The organism is Mucilaginibacter sp. P25, from assembly GCF_050859465.1.
Classification (GTDB): Bacteria; Bacteroidota; Bacteroidia; order Sphingobacteriales; family Sphingobacteriaceae; genus Mucilaginibacter; species Mucilaginibacter gossypii.
In genome coordinates, this window is sequence record NZ_CP193937.1 from 5,313,648 (window position 1) to 5,328,764 (window position 15,117).

Here is a 15,117-nt window from a genome sequence, read left to right on the forward strand (position 1 = left end):
TTAAAAATAGGTCTCCGTAGACGCCACAAGCGAAAGCAGCTCAAGCTTGGGTTCGACTTCTAAATCACTGGCCTCGAGTTCGTCAGCAAACTTATGGAACGAAGCCAGCCCTTGTAATACAAGGTGGGCTTCTTCATTTTCGAGCTGATCAAAATGCATGAATGTTTTACCGTCGGGCAATAGCCATGCTGTATATTTAATACCGGGATGATTTAAAGTTTTCAACTCTTCAACAATGGCAGCGATGTTCCGCTGATTGGTGGCCGCAAACTCCGCGCGCGTGGTGTATTGTACTCTTACTACTTTCATACCATAAAATTAAGATCAGCACGATCACTATTAAACAGGCAAATGTGCCAACAAACGGGTGTGTTTGTGACAAAATGAAACATCGGAGAAGCATCTCTCTCCCATAAGGCTTGCCCATATATCCTTTTATTGTCATTTATGCGTGTTAAATACATAGAAACATTTCTATATGTTAATATTATTTTACCTTTACACTATAACGTTGAATACATATATAATTGACGGCAAAAAATGGACAACAAAAAAATAGAGAAAATATCCAAGGCGCTGAGTGATGCGAACCGGATAGCTATTTTACAACAGTTTAAAAAAAGGAAAGATTGCCTTTACTGTGCGGAGGTAAATGATCTGCTTGACCTTACGCAGCCTTCCGTATCACACCACCTTAAACAACTGGTTGATGCCGATTTATTACTATCACAAAAAGAAGGTCGGAACCTTAAATATGTATTGAACCAACAGGTACTTAACGACTACATTGCCTGCCTGAACGAACTGAAAAGCTAAGTACTGACATCTTCTGATTTGACTGGTTACTTCAACATAAAACATCGAAACATTCAAATATTCAAATACATCTACTCATGAATAAATTAATCTACATTATGGCCCTTGGTGCCTTCGGCATCATAACCACGGAGTTCGGAGTTATCGGTATCCTTCCTGACCTGGTGAAAGAATTTCATATTTCCATTGATACGGCAGGTTGGCTGCTTAGTGCTTTCGCGTTAACTGTGGCCCTTGCGGGACCGTTTACCAATATGCTAACAGCACGTCTTAACCGCAAATTTGTGATGTGCCTGGTATTAGGGATATTTGTTATTTCCAACCTGTTATCGGCAATAGCGCCGAACTTCACCGTGCTTATGATTGCCCGTATATTACCGGCGTTTTTACACCCGGTGTTTTGGGCTGTATCCATGACTGCAGCTGCAAAACAAGCAGGGCCAAAAGACGCGCCCAAAGCCATCTCTATAGTAATGGCCGGACTTAGCGTTGCCACCGTGTTGGGCGTACCCTTAACCACCTATATGGCAGATCTCTTTAGTTGGAGGGCATCTTTTATCTTATCGGCCATCATTAACTTATTAGCCTTTGGCGCATTGACGCTATTTGCACCTTCAATGCCGGTTAATGAAGAACAGCCAAGCCCCAAAAGCCAGGTAAAGCTGCTGCGGAGTGCACACTTATGGATTAAGCTACTGGCTTCAACCATTATCCTGGCAGGCATGTTTGCCACCTATGGTTATCTTGCCGAATACCTGGATAAAGTTTCGCGTATGAGCGGGGCTCAGATTAGCATCATGTTGCTGGTATTTGGAGGAACAGGGATAGCGGGCAACTGGCTTATGGGTGTAGCGCTTAGTAAAAATGTAACGCTTACAACGCGGCTGTTTTTGCTGTCTTTAGTTGCAACCCATGTATTGGCCTATATGTTTGGCGGACATTTTATTCCAATGGTTATTATTCTTTCAGTTTGGGGATTTATACACACCGGAGGATTTTTGGCGGCAAATATACAGCTTACCCATGGCATTCAGGAACCAGCGCTTGACTTTGTAAACAGCCTGCTTCCCTCCTTCTTTAACGCCGGTATTACATTGGGCACTTTACTGGGTGGTTTTGTGATTGCTCATTATGGTATCCATCAGGTAATCTGGATGACAGTACCCCTGCTTTTACTTGCATTTGGCATGAGTTTTATTAACTCAAATGCTACAAAAAAATCGATATCAGCTCAAATTGACGAAATACCAGAGGGCGAACCTGTACAAGTGGCCATTTATGAATAAGCTCAATTGTAAACGATAGCTATATTAAAGTAAAAAGCCCCCGGCTAACACCAGGGACTTTTTATCACTTTTAATTTTTAAACAGTTTAATATTAAACACCGTAAAATAATTGCCCGGATTTCCATTACCGACCAGATTACCCAGAAATCCTATGGACACCACCTGCGGTGAAGAGATTGTAAAGGTGAAGGTTTTTACGTCTCTTGAACTCGGACTGGTTGTACCTACATTTGCACCGTTATACATCTTTACAGATCCCAGCGCTGTTGAAAGGTTTGCGAGTATCGGGATGCCGTTCCCTCCGGCAGCTGCCACACAATAAACCGATGAATTTGATTGCACCTCCGAATAGGCATCAAATGACACAGTATAACTTCCTGCCGATAGCTGCGAAGAAGTAACCTGATATACGATACCGTTTACTACCGGGGTATTATTCCATGTTTCCCAGTTAATGGTACCACCGCCATCAGAACTATAGCCCCCATTGGTACCGCCATCTTTATTTTTGGCCGCCGCATTGGTTATCCAGGGCGCAGCGAGGGTTCCCCAACGGCCATCAAAGGTGTTTCTTTGAAAAGGCCCTGTGTTTAAGAGGTAAGCATTAGTTACATCGATTACCTTCTGATCTACGTAATCTGCATAAAAAGTATCAATGGCCGTTTTATTGGGTTTAAAACCTGTGCGGTAACTAAGCGTTTTTCCAGCATTAAATTTAGGCAGAGATGTGCTTAAACCAGTTGGCTGCGATACAATTACTGTATCGCGTTGTTTGTTGGCAGCGTCTGTGTATTTTAGTTCCATTGAAACCAATCCGTCATCAGCATTCACGTCAGCCCAGTTAATTAACGCTGAGCCATCTGTTTGTAATTTGACCGCGATTATACCTCTGTTGATAAGTGAACTTTGGTAAAGATTACCATATACATTGGCAGCCAACGTAACCGGAACGGAAATATGCCCCCCGTTATCAAAAGTGCGGACCTCGAAGGTCATTGTACCTTCAGGTAAATTGGGTATGAACAATTTAGCCGTATCAACCCCGGATGTACGGGTTACCGGCGTTTCTATCGAATCCTGTTTACTGTTCCAGTATACCCGGTATTTCACAATTTTAGGGTCAGATGTAAACAGACCGGTTAGCAAAACACGGTTCCTGCCAGAGAACACCTGAACGGAATCCAGTTTGCCTGGATATATTATTGCCCCATTGGGCTCATATTTCTTTTTATAATCATCCATTTTTGTACAGGCGCTCATAGTGAAAGCGGCCAGCACTAAAAGATAGCATGATGTTATTTTATATAGTTTCATAATTGTAATTAAATTGATAAATGCATCGGCCTTGTTACTTTCCAAACATGGTAAATTCACTGATACTCATAAAGTACGATCCTGTCCAGTTACGCAAGCTCCTGATCCTGATGTACCTGTAAGCACTTAATCCGGCAGGGAAATCAAAACCCCATCCGTCATGTGCATATTTGTAATCAGCAGCTGTTTCCGTACCTGAAGGGGAACCAGATGGTTTTACTATGTTACAGGTTAACAATTTCGTCCATGAAGCATCCAGCGCGCCATTCACATTTGGCGAATTTGACCCCCATATTTCAAAATCACGCAAATTACCCCTTACATAATATACATTACCGATCTCGATGAATGGATTGAGAATAAAGCGGCTGAATACCCTTTGTTTACCAAGATCGATTGTTACCATTTGCGGGCTTCCGGCACTTTCAACCGTGAAGAGGCAATTTGGCCAACCGCCGGTAAAGTTTCCGTCAAAAATTTTGGTTACATCGGTATATGAATACAAGTTGGTTGCGTCGCCTGGCAGCTTGTAAACCGACCAATCCGATTTTGAAAACTGCTCCTCATAAAAAGGCGTAAGATTTAAAAATAAAGTGTCGGATTTATTTAAAAATCTATCCCTTACAAAGAATGCGTACTTACGCTCAATAGCCGGCTGACCTCTTACAGCAGCTTTTATTGAGATGCTGTTACTGTAAACATTATCCATACCCTTTGGCTGCACATATAAACTATTGTTAGCTGTATCAACCATTGGTACTATAACCAGGTTATCCTGGGTAAGGTTATCACAAGCAATGTTAAAACCACCGAAAGTAGCAGTTATTTTAAGTGATCGGTAAGCAAGGAGATACGGTGGCGTTAAAGGGTTTGCTGTGACACTAACAGGTGCCGAAACCTTTTCGCTTGAATTTACTGCGTAAAGCTTTATCACATGTGCCAGAGTATCGCCAAAGCCATCAACAGTTAATGTATTGGTGTAGCGTGATGCAATTACCTCGCGTGTTTTACCCGGAGAGGTTTCGTAAACTGCTTTTACGTAAAACAGATCATTATCTCCGGGTAACGTATAAGTTAAACTGGCTTTACCGTTTTCGTTTTGTACCTGCACGTTGGTAACAACTCCAGGCGGGTTGTTATTAGTTATAGTAGGTTTATTAAGTGTTTCCTGCTTACAGCCCGTTATTATTATTGCTAACAACCCGATCCAGAAAGCAGCCCGTAATTTCATTGTTTCCATGTGAATGTTTTTATTGTTAAACATATTGTCGCTATATCTACCAGTTAGGGTTTTGAACCAGGTTTTGGTTAACCAGTAAATCGCTTTCTTTTATCGGCCATAAGTAATCGCGCGGAATCACAAAATGCCGCGAAAAAATCAACCGTTCGCGATAATACAACTGAGGTGAATTTTCGCTTATTGTCCATCCTGTTACGTTTCCATTAAGTTCAACACCGGCTGTTTTCCAGCGTAAAAGGTCCCAAAACCGGTGGCCTTCAAAACAAAGTTCAAGGCTGCGTTCCCGCTGTATAATCGACCGCATTCCTTCTTTCGTAGTATATTTGGTTGGATTAATACTGTAATTAGTCCAGGCATCCTGAACCGTAGGCAGGCCGGCCCGCGCCCTTACGCGGTTTACGTAGGTATATACATCAGCTACAGGCCCCTGAGCTTCATTTAATGCCTCTGAATAAAGCAAATACAGATCAGACAAACGCATTTCGGGCCAAGGGTAATTGATATAGGTAACCGTTGCCCATTCGTAGTGCCAGTTAAGGGCTTTTTTCATATAAAAACCAGCAATTGGTATAGGTGAAGATTGGCCTACTTCAGCACCACGAGCCTTCATCCACCAGGTATCTTCATCGGTTTTAGTTGGGCTGTTGGCCATATACCAAACACCGCGGTCAAATCCCAGATCGGCATAGTAGCGCGGTTCCCTGTCAAAATTAAGCCTTGCAGTTGTTTCCCCTTCTTTGATGTTAAAACGCTCATCATGAGTACCAACTCTTAACTGGGCTACATCACTAAAATCAAGAGTTTTATCTTCGTTAATCGGCACCCCGTTTTTAGTGTAGAACATCTTAGCCATTTTTAAGGTAGGGCCAAGTAACGGGCGATTGGCTGACTTTGCTGCATCGGCATTGTTAAAATCATATTGCCCGGCGCACATCGACTGGAAGAATGAATTATAGTTGATGTTATTATTGGCAGTTAGCCCCCATATCAGTTCTTCATTCCACTTTTCGCTCATCGCGTTTCTGATACCCATTTGAGTCATAGTAGTTTGACTAAGTGGATTAGTAGGTGTAGGAAACGTATAAAGGCGTATATTTTGGGATTCGCAAAAATCAATGGCTGCTTTGCAGGCATCGGCAGCGCGCTGCCATTTTTCGACACTAAAAGTAGGGTTAAACAACTGCTCGCCATCCTTATTCTTGAATGAATTATAATCCGGGTTGCCATTAAACAACGGGCTTGCCGCCGTTACCAGCAATTTGGCTTTCATACTCAAAGCAGCCGCCTTGGTAACACGCCCCAGTTCACTTCCTTCATTCCTGATTGTTAAAGGTAGTTTTGCAGCAGCCTGATCATATAATCCGGCTATATAATTTACTACTTCATCAACCGGCCTGCGTTTTACCCGTATATCGTCGATGGACGCGTCAATGGGCAGATTTTTATCGATAATGGGTATTGGCCCATAAGCCCTGAAAAGTTGAAAATGATAAAAAGCCTTTAAAAATTGGGCTTCCGCTATCCAACGCTCACGTGTGTCAATATCCAAATCCAGCACCTTGCTTTTGTCGCTTACATTTTCAATAAAAACATTACAATCCCGTATAGCCTTATAATTCGCAGCCGCGTCCCTGGTACCATTCATATAATTGGCTATAGGGTCAGACGAGTTTTGGAATCCTCTGGGCAGTTGCAGTACGTTTGTTGACCGTATGTGATTTGCAGGGTCTTCCACCCAAACTTCATCACCGGCGGTAAGCCCAACGTTATAAGTAGGATCTGTTTCCGTTGGCAGGTATGAGTAGCAGGTAAATAAATACTTTTCGGCCTCGGTTTGTGAAACAAAGGCGTTGGCTATTGTTGATACGTTATCAGGGACAACATCCAAAAATGATTTTTTACAGGATGTTACCGGCACAATCATTATCAAGATCATTATTACCATGGAGATATTCCTCTTTGGTGTTTGACTTAATACCGATTGCTTAATTTTTTGTATAAAATTACTTTTCATATAATTAATTTGAAAGCTTTTAAAATTCTACCCGCAGGCCCACGTTAAATACTTTTTGAATCGGGTAACCCAATCCTGAGGTTCCCATTTCGGGATCCCAAAGCTTGAAGCTGCTGAAGGTTAACAGGTTTAAGCCGTTTAGATAGATACGTGCGCTATTCAAATGGATAAACTTGAGTTGACTCTTATTGAAATTGTATCCAAGTTCTGCCGACTTCAGGCGCAGGAACGAACCATTTCTTAACCACCATGTTGATGTTGGAGAATTTGGGGTTGCGCTGTTGTTGGCTTGTATGGTATTACTTAAGCGTGGCCAAAACGCGTAAGGGTTACGATTATCTTCAGACCAGTGATCATCGGCAATTGATTTTAACAAGCCGCTTTGGTTACCGGTGTTAAGACCGTTATCCTGCCTGCCGCTCACTAAATAAAAAGGAGAAATATCTGCTGAATTGATGACGAAAGAAGATCTTGCCGAGCCCTGGAAAAACGCGCTGATATCGAAGTTTTTATACCCAACAGAAAAACCGAAACCGTAGATGATTTCCGGCACTTGCGGATACCCTATCGGCACTATATCTGAACTGGTTATTTTTCCATCGCCATTCATGTCGCGGTATTTAATATCGCCGGCTTTATAGTCGCCAAAGCTTTGGACGGGCGAGTTGGCTACCTCTACATTATCAATAAATAACCGCTCGGCTATAAGTCCATATATCTGGCTTAAGGAATTACCTACTTTGCTCAGGTATTGAAGGTTATTTGGGTAAACAGGTTCTTCATTTTTCAACAGCTTGCTCTTAGCATAAGTAAGCGTACCGCGCGATTGGATCCAGAAAGAGTTGTTAAAGTTTTTCTTGTAATCCATAGCAATGTCCACCCCTTTACTGGATGATTTACCTGCGTTTGAAGATATATCAGCCTGTAAACCCATAGAGGTTGGGATGGTGCTGCGTACCATTAAAATATTATCACGTTTTTGTTGGTAGGCATCAACTGTTAATGTGAAGTTTTTGGCCACAGTTAAATCCATACCGATGTTAGTTTGCCTTGATTGCTCCCAGGTGATATTTTGATTTTCATAACGATTGGTAACCACGCCCGGCCTGCTATACAGGTAGTTGGTACCAAACTGGCCATAGGCGCCATTATTTAAGTTAACATCAGACAGGTAGAAAAAACGATCTTCCGGCTTTCCTATCTGATCGTTACCCACTAAACCATAGGTAACCCTGAATTTAAGGTTATCGATAGTTGAAAGCAATGGCTCAAAAAACTTCTCGTTAGATACTACCCAACCTGCACCCACAGACGGGAAAAAACCAAAACGGTGATTACTTGCAAAACGCTCAGACCCATTGTAACCAAAGTTAAACTCAAATAGGTAGCGGTTATCATAACCATAGGTAAACCTGCCCGACACCCCTTGATTACGTGACGGCAATGATAATTGTAATGTTTTGGCATTACCTGTAAGATAGTTACGCATAGTCCCGATCAGTAACCCGCTAACAGCGTGTTTTTGGGCAAAGGTGCGGTTATAGGTTACCGCCGTTTCAATGTAAGCTATGGAATTAGAAACATTTAACGCCGGATCTTGATTATAAGTCAAATATTCGGTTGGCGTATTGCCAACGCTGCTGCCTGCCAATCCGTTATTAAGTAGCGTTAACCCATTAAAAGTTCCGTTAACTACATCCGATTGGTAATAATAAGGGCTATACTGACGCGAAACGGTGAAGTATGAATAACGCGTAGTATACGCCATTGCCCTTGCCGATAAACCCTGCGTTATAAAATCAAGCTTTTGACTTAAGCTTAATTGCGCTGTCAGTGTGCTGGTATTTGAGCTTTGGAAACCAGACAGGGATTGCGCATATGGATTCATATACAAACCGCCACCGGGTATAATGGCATTACCGAAAAGCGGGTGGTTTACATATGGCAGCAAATTACCCGGATAAATTGCCGGAAAAGCTACAGGATTACTCCAAAGGGCATTTAAAAAAGTGTAACCGCCGCCGCCGATAGGGCCATGATAACTATCAAACTGACCTTTTAAGCTCACCACCGCCTCTGTGGTTTTAGTAAGGTTTAAAGTTGTATTTGATAAAAGAGAATATGATTGCAGCTTAATGTTGTTGCTGAAATTGTTAAGGCTGTTCTCGGCCAGGTTGCCATTATCAATATTATAGGTCATGGCCAGATAGTACTTAGCTTTTTCTGACCCGCCGCTGGCGTTCATATTAAACCGTTGGTTATTGGTTTTGGTTTTGATCAACTGCTTGATCCAATTATTACTGGGATATAACAGCGGGTCATCGCCTTTTGCAGTATGATCTATTTTATTTTGAGAATAAGGCAAGATGCCCAGCGGATTACGGGTAAGTACCGCTTCATTAGCCAATGTCATGTAACTAATATTATCGGCCAGATCAATATTCTTGACGTTTGATGATGTTGAATTTTCACCCCGGATATTGAATTTTACAGCCCCTGTTTCACCACGCTTAGTGGTTACCAATATTACACCGTTTGCCCCCTTGCGCCATATAGTGATGAGGCTGTAGCGTCCTTCAGTACCGAAAAGCCCGATATGTCATCCGGCTGAAGCCTTGCCAGATCGGTTGTGCCCATTTCAATGCCATCGATCAATATCAGCGGATCAACCTTACCAGCTCCAAACGTACCCACGCCCCTGATAAAGAACTGGGCATTATCAGCACCCGGTTCACCACTTCTTTGATAAGAGATCATCCCCGGTACCACGCCTGCCAGCATGGTGGTAAGGTTACTTGAAGGTCCTTTTAGTTGCTTAGGGTTTACAGTTGTAATGGAACTAACAAGACTTGTCTTTTTTTGCGTACCGTAGGCAACAACTGCAACCTCCTCAAGCGCATTTTTATCAGCCCCCATTTGCACGTTTATTTTATAAACGCCGGCTGCCGACGGGGAATAGTTTGCAAGATCAAACTCCTGCGATTTTGATCCCACAAATGAAAATATAATAACTGAACTTCCGCCTTCCTTTAAATTGAGAGTGTACTTTCCATCCATGTCTGACTGTGTGCCGTTCATGGTTCCCTTAACCTTAACACTTACACCTGGTAAAGTAAGCCCCTTGTCATCAGAAACAACTCCCTGCACTTTTTAGGAACGACGGCTCCTGCAGGTTCTTTTTTGGGAGGGTTTACAATGGGCGCGGGTTCACTCTTTTCAATAACAATGAGTTGGTCGCGCACTACATAAGTCAGGTTTTTTCCTTTTAAAAGAACGCCGAACACTTCTTTCAGTTCAGCGTTTTTAAAATCTACAGTAACCAATTCTTTGTCATTCAAAAGAGTGTTACTGTAAAAAACGGTTAGGCCCGTTTGCTTTTTGATTGATTTAAATACATCGGCCAAACTGATGTTAGCCTTTTTAAGTGTTATTGGTCCGGTACCCTGCGCTTGTACAGCGCTATACCGGGTTACCAATAAAAGAAAAATAAAGGGCAGTATAAGCCGCCGGCTGAATAGAATTCTCTCCATATTTATTGGGTTTACGATTTGGTTTTCTCTAAGACCTGTTCCTGCTAAAACGGGTGAACGGAAATAAGAAAAATTGTATTTTTTATTAAAATGAAAAACCAACATTGTTAATCAACACTATTTCAATACATTACTAATGCTATCCGTTTGACAAACAAGGGCAAATGATTCCCATGGCGCATAACGGCCAGGCATTAAATAACCAGGAAACAGGTTGTGGTTTAACCGTGGCGTTTTCTTACCTGATGTGTAAAACCCCTTCCTTTAAAAGGGCCGAAACTCCTGCAGATGCTTTAATATTTTGAATGAAAACTTCAATTGGTTTGTTTTTTTGAATAGCGCCACTAAATGCTTCATCAGCTTTCGCAGGATCGTCAAAAACTACTTTTACATCAAACCAGCGGAGCAGTACATCGCTTATATCGTGAAGTTTAGTGTTATGGAAATAATAAATATCATTCATCCAGGCCAGTTCAACGCCAGGATCAAATGGCTGAGCCCGGAACCCGGAACCCGATGTATAAACAGCCTGGTAGCCTGGTTGTAAAAGCATTTTTTGCTTATCCCCCCGCTTGTTGATACCGAGCCTTCAACCAACGAAGTTACTATTTCATCAGCATGATAAGTATTTACATTAAACTCCGTACCTAAAACTTTCACATCAGTTTGGCCCGTATGAACTATAAAAGGGTGAGCAGCATTTTTTGCAACTTTAAAAAAAGCTTCGCCTGTTAAGTACACTTCCCTGGTTTTGCCTAAAAATGAAAACGGGAAGCGCAGGCTCGATACCGAATTTAACCAAACCTGTGTACCGTCTGAAAGTACTATCCGGTAGTTTAATTTTGAAGGAATAAGGAGCGTGCTCCACTCCTCATTTTTACTATTATCTACCTGGTAACTTAAACCGTTAACACCTTTCTTTAAATGAGCAAACGACATATTAATCACCTTTTTGCTGGTATCAGACAGGTTGATATGCTCACCGTTTGCCAGCCGTAACTCAATGGACGGCGTTTTAAGATTTTTTTGCAGCAACAAGATTATTAACAGGTATTTGCCGCCAATAATATCCGGCAGTAAAAGCGACACATAATAAAGCCGCTATAGAAAGCCATTTTATTGCGCCTGCCCAGCCATGCCTGATCGATCGTACCGGCTTTATTTCGGGCTGGATTGTATTCCAGGCTTTATTTTCATCAATATTATTAAAGAAGGTTTGAGCTTTATCTGAAGTAAGTACCTGTTGCATTTCATCCCACAGTTGTTTAATCCGGGGATCATTTTGTATAGCCTGTTCAAGCAAATGACTGTCTTCCTCACTTATTACGCCTGCAATTTGCTCAATTATCAGTTCCTGAAAATACGCTTTATTGTATGTCATTATATATAAGACCTCATTATGGATAAAAGGGTGAACTTATTTGGCACTTTTTAACCCTTCTTTTAAAGTTTTTATTGCCAGTTTCAAATGAGTTTTCAAAGAATTTATACTAATACCCATTTCAAGGGCCGCATCTTTATACTTTTTATGCTCATAATGCACCAGGGTAAAAGCCTGCATCCGCTGTATCGACAAATCAGCCAGCACTTTTTCAGGATAAATTTCTGGTACAGGTGTTTCTTCCTCCTCTATTTCGGTAAGTGTATATTTATAATCTACCAATTTTTTTGCGTTCGTGTTTCGCTTTCAACTTTTTTGAGGCATCTGTTACGGATTGCTGTAGTTAAATAAGCTTTTAATGACGAGATTAATATTGGTATATAATTGTCTTTCCCAAAGATCGACAAAAAAACCCTGAACGGTATCTTCTGCTTCCATTTCATCCCGTAAAATATAAAAGGCCGATACATTAAGCAGCTTATAGTATTTTTTAAATACTGCTTCAAAGGCCTCCTTGTTCCCCAATTTTAATTGCTCAATAATATAAGCATCGTTCAAAATCTCCATGAATTGGTCTTAACTGGTTTATAACTAAATAGGTTGGGCTACTATAGAAAGCTAAATGTAAAAACTTTTATTGTCAAAACAACAATTATTAAAAAAATATTAAAAATTGTCACTTTACTCAAAAACAGGATCTGTAACAAGCCTTTTTTACTAAACGGGCCATTTAATTATAGCGGAGACATTCTTGATACATCGTAAGAAACGGGATATACCTTTGTTTTAAAAAATGTTCAAAAGCAATCGATTTCATTCAGTAATTAATGTAATAAAAACAATTAAAAAATAAAAATAAGGCATTCCCTTTTAATTCTTTTTAACTTAGAATATCCAGTTCAGCATCAAAAATTCATCCGGCTCTTTTTTTACAAAATGAGCACAAACACTCGTTCTATTTCGCATTTCATTTAATCCAGCTTTGTTTTTAATTTTGTTTTGATGATAAACAGCTTGCAAATTAAACTTCACAAAGGGCAGCTCGATGAGTTAAAGGATGAACCTGCCAGCTTATTGAATTTTTTGAATATAATATTTGAGCCTCTTTCAGCAAACTACGAACAGCTTAAGTATGCCCTTGAGCGTGAATTCAGACCTGAGGGCTCGCCGGAAGTGGTCAGCTTAAATTTTGACCGGATCAAATTTGATCAGAACACAGGCCAGGGAAGTTTCCGAATAGTATTAGATATAGATTATGCGTTCGGCTGCGAAGACCTGGTTACCCATAAAAAAATCAAACATCAGAATGGACTTTCATAGTTGATTACAAGCTTTTAATTATAAATCTTTATAGTTCTCCATTTACAGACAGTCGCACAACGTTTGATGAATTTTAATTGCGCTATCACCAATATTGACAGGTATTAAATCTTTAACTAAGTAATTGTATTTTTTTAACCGGCTCGATGTTTTTCATCTCAAGCTTTTTTCTGCCACATAACTTGTGGTTAAAATAAAAGCTTCCATTTCCACAACACCCACAACATTTAACCCAGGCGAAAGTTACCTGATAAATTATAAGTTACATGTTTAACCCTGCCTTAAAAAAACCTGACAATCAATGGTAGCAATCGCTGAATGATTCTATTATTTTTATAGTTACCTGATAAATTATAAGCTACATGTTTAACCCTGCCTTAAAAAACCTGACAATCAATGGTAGCAATCGCTGAATGATTCTATTATTTTTATCATTATCATTGTTCTTCAAAACCATTGGGAACGTCGGAATCGATTTTAAATTAATAAAGTCCGGCATACTGATGAAAATAAATATATGAACGTTTTATCAAGGAAAATCCTGCTTGCTTTTTTAGCATTTACAATAATTTTAGTCATCGCCGCCCTTTTCGTGAGGGACAAGATCACCGAAAGATTGGCGCATACGGCCCGGGTGTCGCACCTTATGGATCTTAACAACTCCAGGCCGCAGCAGGCGTTATTATTACTCCACGAGGCCGAAGATCTGTTTCAGTCATCGCTTGTAGATGCCAGTACCGCCAAAGCTCAGGCCTATCAGGATAAACTTTCAATGGCTTTTGCCGAAATTGACACGCTGCTTAATATGCAGCATGATACAACCAGGCTTAACACAGCACAACGTGCGCAGCTCCACACATGGCACACTCAAAAAGTAAAGTTATCCGCCGAACTCTTCTCCGCCCGGCGCGACTTTGACTCCCTGTTAACCACTTATTCAGACCTCAATACGGCAACAGCTCAAAATAGGTTAGCAGTTAAAAGCAGCCGAACGGTGCAAAGCAGCAGCGACACTTTAACTCAACCAGGAAACGTAAAAAAGAAAGGTTTTTTTGCAAGGATCAAAGAGGCTATAAAAAATAAAAATGCCTATGCAACCGGCACCGGTAATGTTGTCATTAATCATCAAACACGCGTTTACATAGATTCGGTTACTCAAAAGCTCCGAACTAAAGATAAATACGCCTATCTCAACAAACTCAAACAGCTAGAACAGAGCAACTTAAAATTACAGGAAACACAACGGCAGCTCATTATGCTTAATATGCGTATTACTCATAAAATGGAGCAACTAATTGCGGCTATTAAAGATATCAACTACAGCATGACCGACGCCTTTAAGGGTTTGGCTTTTAATAGCTATCTTGAAACTACAAGCTTACTGAATAAACTTTACCTGATTACACTATTGCTGCTTTTGGCTTTTGCCATATTGCTGATCGTGTTTGTTATTAAACTGGGGAAATCTGAAGAACTTTTACTTAAGGAGAACGAGCGCGCAGTAATGATAGCCCGGCAAAAAATGGACTTGCTGCTGCATATGAGCCATGAAATCCGCAATCCGCTTACATCAATAAATGGTTTTCTATACATTTTCAGCAGAACGACACTCACACCCAAACAGGCGGAAATGTTGGGTACTGTGAGAGCATCATCCGACCTGTTGTTACAAACACTCAACGATACACTTGATGCTGCCAAAATGGAAAGCAGTGAACTAAAAATCCATCGAGACCCCTTTTGCCCTGATAAAACATTGAAAGAGGTTATCGAAAGTATGGCATTCAGCGCCGATAAAAAACAACTGGGGTTAAACTATCATTTTGAAGGCGACCCTGACGCTGAAGTTTTGGGCGACAGCTTCAGGCTTAAACAGATCATGGTGAACCTCATTAGTAATGCCATTAAATATACAGATACCGGCAGCATAAAGATCATTGCAACCCTTAAATTTGCGGATAGTAAAGGCGAATTAACAATTGATATTACTGATACAGGGGCAGGTATCAGCCAGGAGCAGCAGGTTAACCTGTTCTCCAAGTATTATCAAACCAATTCGGCCAAAGGCAATACTGGTACCGGGCTTGGTTTGTACATCTGCAAGCAGTTGCTCGAGTTGCAAAAAGGAAAAATCAGTGTGAAAAGTGATGCAGGTAAAGGAAGCACTTTTAGCTTTGAGATCCCTTACGAAAAGTATGAAATAGACTAACTGCCG

At 40.9% G+C, this 15,117-nt stretch carries 16 protein-coding genes; 4 read left to right on the top strand and 12 right to left on the bottom strand.

From position 1 onward, the window contains the following. Positions 1-309: a hypothetical protein gene (locus ACRQ5D_RS26775; protein ID WP_091162842.1), complete on the bottom strand. Its 309-nt coding sequence runs from the start codon at positions 307-309 to the stop codon at positions 1-3. Between the two features lie 231 nt (positions 310-540). Between ACRQ5D_RS26775 and ACRQ5D_RS26780 the strand changes: the two genes are divergently transcribed. Beyond that, a complete protein-coding gene (locus tag ACRQ5D_RS26780; RefSeq protein ID WP_091162841.1) occupies positions 541-816 on the top strand; it encodes an ArsR/SmtB family transcription factor in 276 nt (91 codons plus the stop codon). A gap of 77 nt (positions 817-893) precedes the next feature. Next, on the top strand, positions 894-2,102 hold the full coding sequence (locus tag ACRQ5D_RS26785) for an MFS transporter (RefSeq protein ID WP_091162840.1): 1,209 nt from the start codon (positions 894-896) through the stop codon (positions 2,100-2,102). 70 nt (positions 2,103-2,172) lie between these two features. Here the strand turns inward: ACRQ5D_RS26785 and ACRQ5D_RS26790 are convergent, their stop codons facing one another. The 11 genes from ACRQ5D_RS26790 to ACRQ5D_RS26840 form a co-directional block, all read right to left on the bottom strand. Beyond that, positions 2,173-3,417, bottom strand: coding sequence for a DUF4998 domain-containing protein (locus ACRQ5D_RS26790; protein WP_091162939.1), 1,245 nt, complete (start codon positions 3,415-3,417; stop codon positions 2,173-2,175). A gap of 34 nt (positions 3,418-3,451) precedes the next feature. Further along, the gene (locus tag ACRQ5D_RS26795; protein ID WP_091162839.1) at positions 3,452-4,657 is read right to left on the bottom strand and encodes a DUF5000 domain-containing lipoprotein; all 1,206 of its coding nucleotides are present in this window, start codon (positions 4,655-4,657) and stop codon (positions 3,452-3,454) included. 37 nt (positions 4,658-4,694) lie between these two features. Beyond that, a complete protein-coding gene (locus ACRQ5D_RS26800) occupies positions 4,695-6,671 on the bottom strand; it encodes a RagB/SusD family nutrient uptake outer membrane protein (RefSeq protein WP_091162838.1) in 1,977 nt (658 codons plus the stop codon). Positions 6,672-6,690: 19 nt separating this feature from the next. Then, entirely contained in the window at positions 6,691-9,195 is a 2,505-nt protein-coding gene (locus ACRQ5D_RS26805; protein ID WP_244311285.1) for a SusC/RagA family TonB-linked outer membrane protein, read from the bottom strand. A gap of 2 nt (positions 9,196-9,197) precedes the next feature. Further along, a complete protein-coding gene (locus ACRQ5D_RS26810; protein ID WP_432327186.1) occupies positions 9,198-9,818 on the bottom strand; it encodes a TonB-dependent receptor plug domain-containing protein in 621 nt (206 codons plus the stop codon). Then, a complete protein-coding gene (locus ACRQ5D_RS26815; RefSeq protein ID WP_432327188.1) occupies positions 9,770-10,201 on the bottom strand; it encodes an STN domain-containing protein in 432 nt (143 codons plus the stop codon). Before ACRQ5D_RS26815 ends, ACRQ5D_RS26810 begins: the two co-directional genes overlap by 49 nt. 238 nt (positions 10,202-10,439) lie before the next feature. After that, positions 10,440-10,664, bottom strand: a complete 225-nt coding sequence (locus ACRQ5D_RS26820) for a DUF4974 domain-containing protein (protein WP_431198410.1) — start codon at positions 10,662-10,664, stop codon at positions 10,440-10,442. Continuing rightward, complete coding sequence (locus ACRQ5D_RS26825) at positions 10,661-11,239, bottom strand: FecR family protein (RefSeq protein ID WP_431198411.1); 579 nt, start codon at positions 11,237-11,239, stop codon at positions 10,661-10,663. Before ACRQ5D_RS26825 ends, ACRQ5D_RS26820 begins: the two co-directional genes overlap by 4 nt. Further along, positions 11,217-11,582, bottom strand: a complete 366-nt coding sequence (locus ACRQ5D_RS26830; protein WP_431198412.1) for a hypothetical protein — start codon at positions 11,580-11,582, stop codon at positions 11,217-11,219. Before ACRQ5D_RS26830 ends, ACRQ5D_RS26825 begins: the two co-directional genes overlap by 23 nt. A gap of 36 nt (positions 11,583-11,618) precedes the next feature. Then, the gene (locus ACRQ5D_RS26835; RefSeq protein ID WP_431198413.1) at positions 11,619-11,864 is read right to left on the bottom strand and encodes an RNA polymerase sigma factor; all 246 of its coding nucleotides are present in this window, start codon (positions 11,862-11,864) and stop codon (positions 11,619-11,621) included. A 45-nt stretch (positions 11,865-11,909) separates the two neighbouring features. Further along, complete coding sequence (locus ACRQ5D_RS26840; protein WP_432327190.1) at positions 11,910-12,149, bottom strand: RNA polymerase sigma factor; 240 nt, start codon at positions 12,147-12,149, stop codon at positions 11,910-11,912. Between the two features lie 447 nt (positions 12,150-12,596). On the opposite strand from ACRQ5D_RS26840, the gene ACRQ5D_RS26845 reads away from it, so the two are divergent. Further along, a complete protein-coding gene (locus ACRQ5D_RS26845; protein ID WP_431198415.1) occupies positions 12,597-12,902 on the top strand; it encodes a hypothetical protein in 306 nt (101 codons plus the stop codon). A gap of 517 nt (positions 12,903-13,419) precedes the next feature. Continuing rightward, a complete protein-coding gene (locus ACRQ5D_RS26850) occupies positions 13,420-15,111 on the top strand; it encodes a sensor histidine kinase (RefSeq protein ID WP_091162834.1) in 1,692 nt (563 codons plus the stop codon). Positions 15,112-15,117 lie beyond the last annotated feature (6 nt).

Coding starts and splice junctions, on each gene's coding strand:
- ACRQ5D_RS26775 (WP_091162842.1), bottom strand. CDS start 309: ATGAAAGTAGTAAGAGTACAATACACCACGCGCGCGGAGTTTGCGGCC.
- ACRQ5D_RS26780 (WP_091162841.1), top strand. CDS start 541: ATGGACAACAAAAAAATAGAGAAAATATCCAAGGCGCTGAGTGATGCG.
- ACRQ5D_RS26785 (WP_091162840.1), top strand. CDS start 894: ATGAATAAATTAATCTACATTATGGCCCTTGGTGCCTTCGGCATCATA.
- ACRQ5D_RS26790 (WP_091162939.1), bottom strand. CDS start 3,417: ATGAAACTATATAAAATAACATCATGCTATCTTTTAGTGCTGGCCGCT.
- ACRQ5D_RS26795 (WP_091162839.1), bottom strand. CDS start 4,657: ATGGAAACAATGAAATTACGGGCTGCTTTCTGGATCGGGTTGTTAGCA.
- ACRQ5D_RS26800 (WP_091162838.1), bottom strand. CDS start 6,671: ATGAAAAGTAATTTTATACAAAAAATTAAGCAATCGGTATTAAGTCAA.
- ACRQ5D_RS26815 (WP_432327188.1), bottom strand. CDS start 10,201: ATGGAGAGAATTCTATTCAGCCGGCGGCTTATACTGCCCTTTATTTTT.
- ACRQ5D_RS26820 (WP_431198410.1), bottom strand. CDS start 10,664: ATGAATGATATTTATTATTTCCATAACACTAAACTTCACGATATAAGC.
- ACRQ5D_RS26830 (WP_431198412.1), bottom strand. CDS start 11,582: ATGACATACAATAAAGCGTATTTTCAGGAACTGATAATTGAGCAAATT.
- ACRQ5D_RS26840 (WP_432327190.1), bottom strand. CDS start 12,149: ATGGAGATTTTGAACGATGCTTATATTATTGAGCAATTAAAATTGGGG.
- ACRQ5D_RS26850 (WP_091162834.1), top strand. CDS start 13,420: ATGAACGTTTTATCAAGGAAAATCCTGCTTGCTTTTTTAGCATTTACA.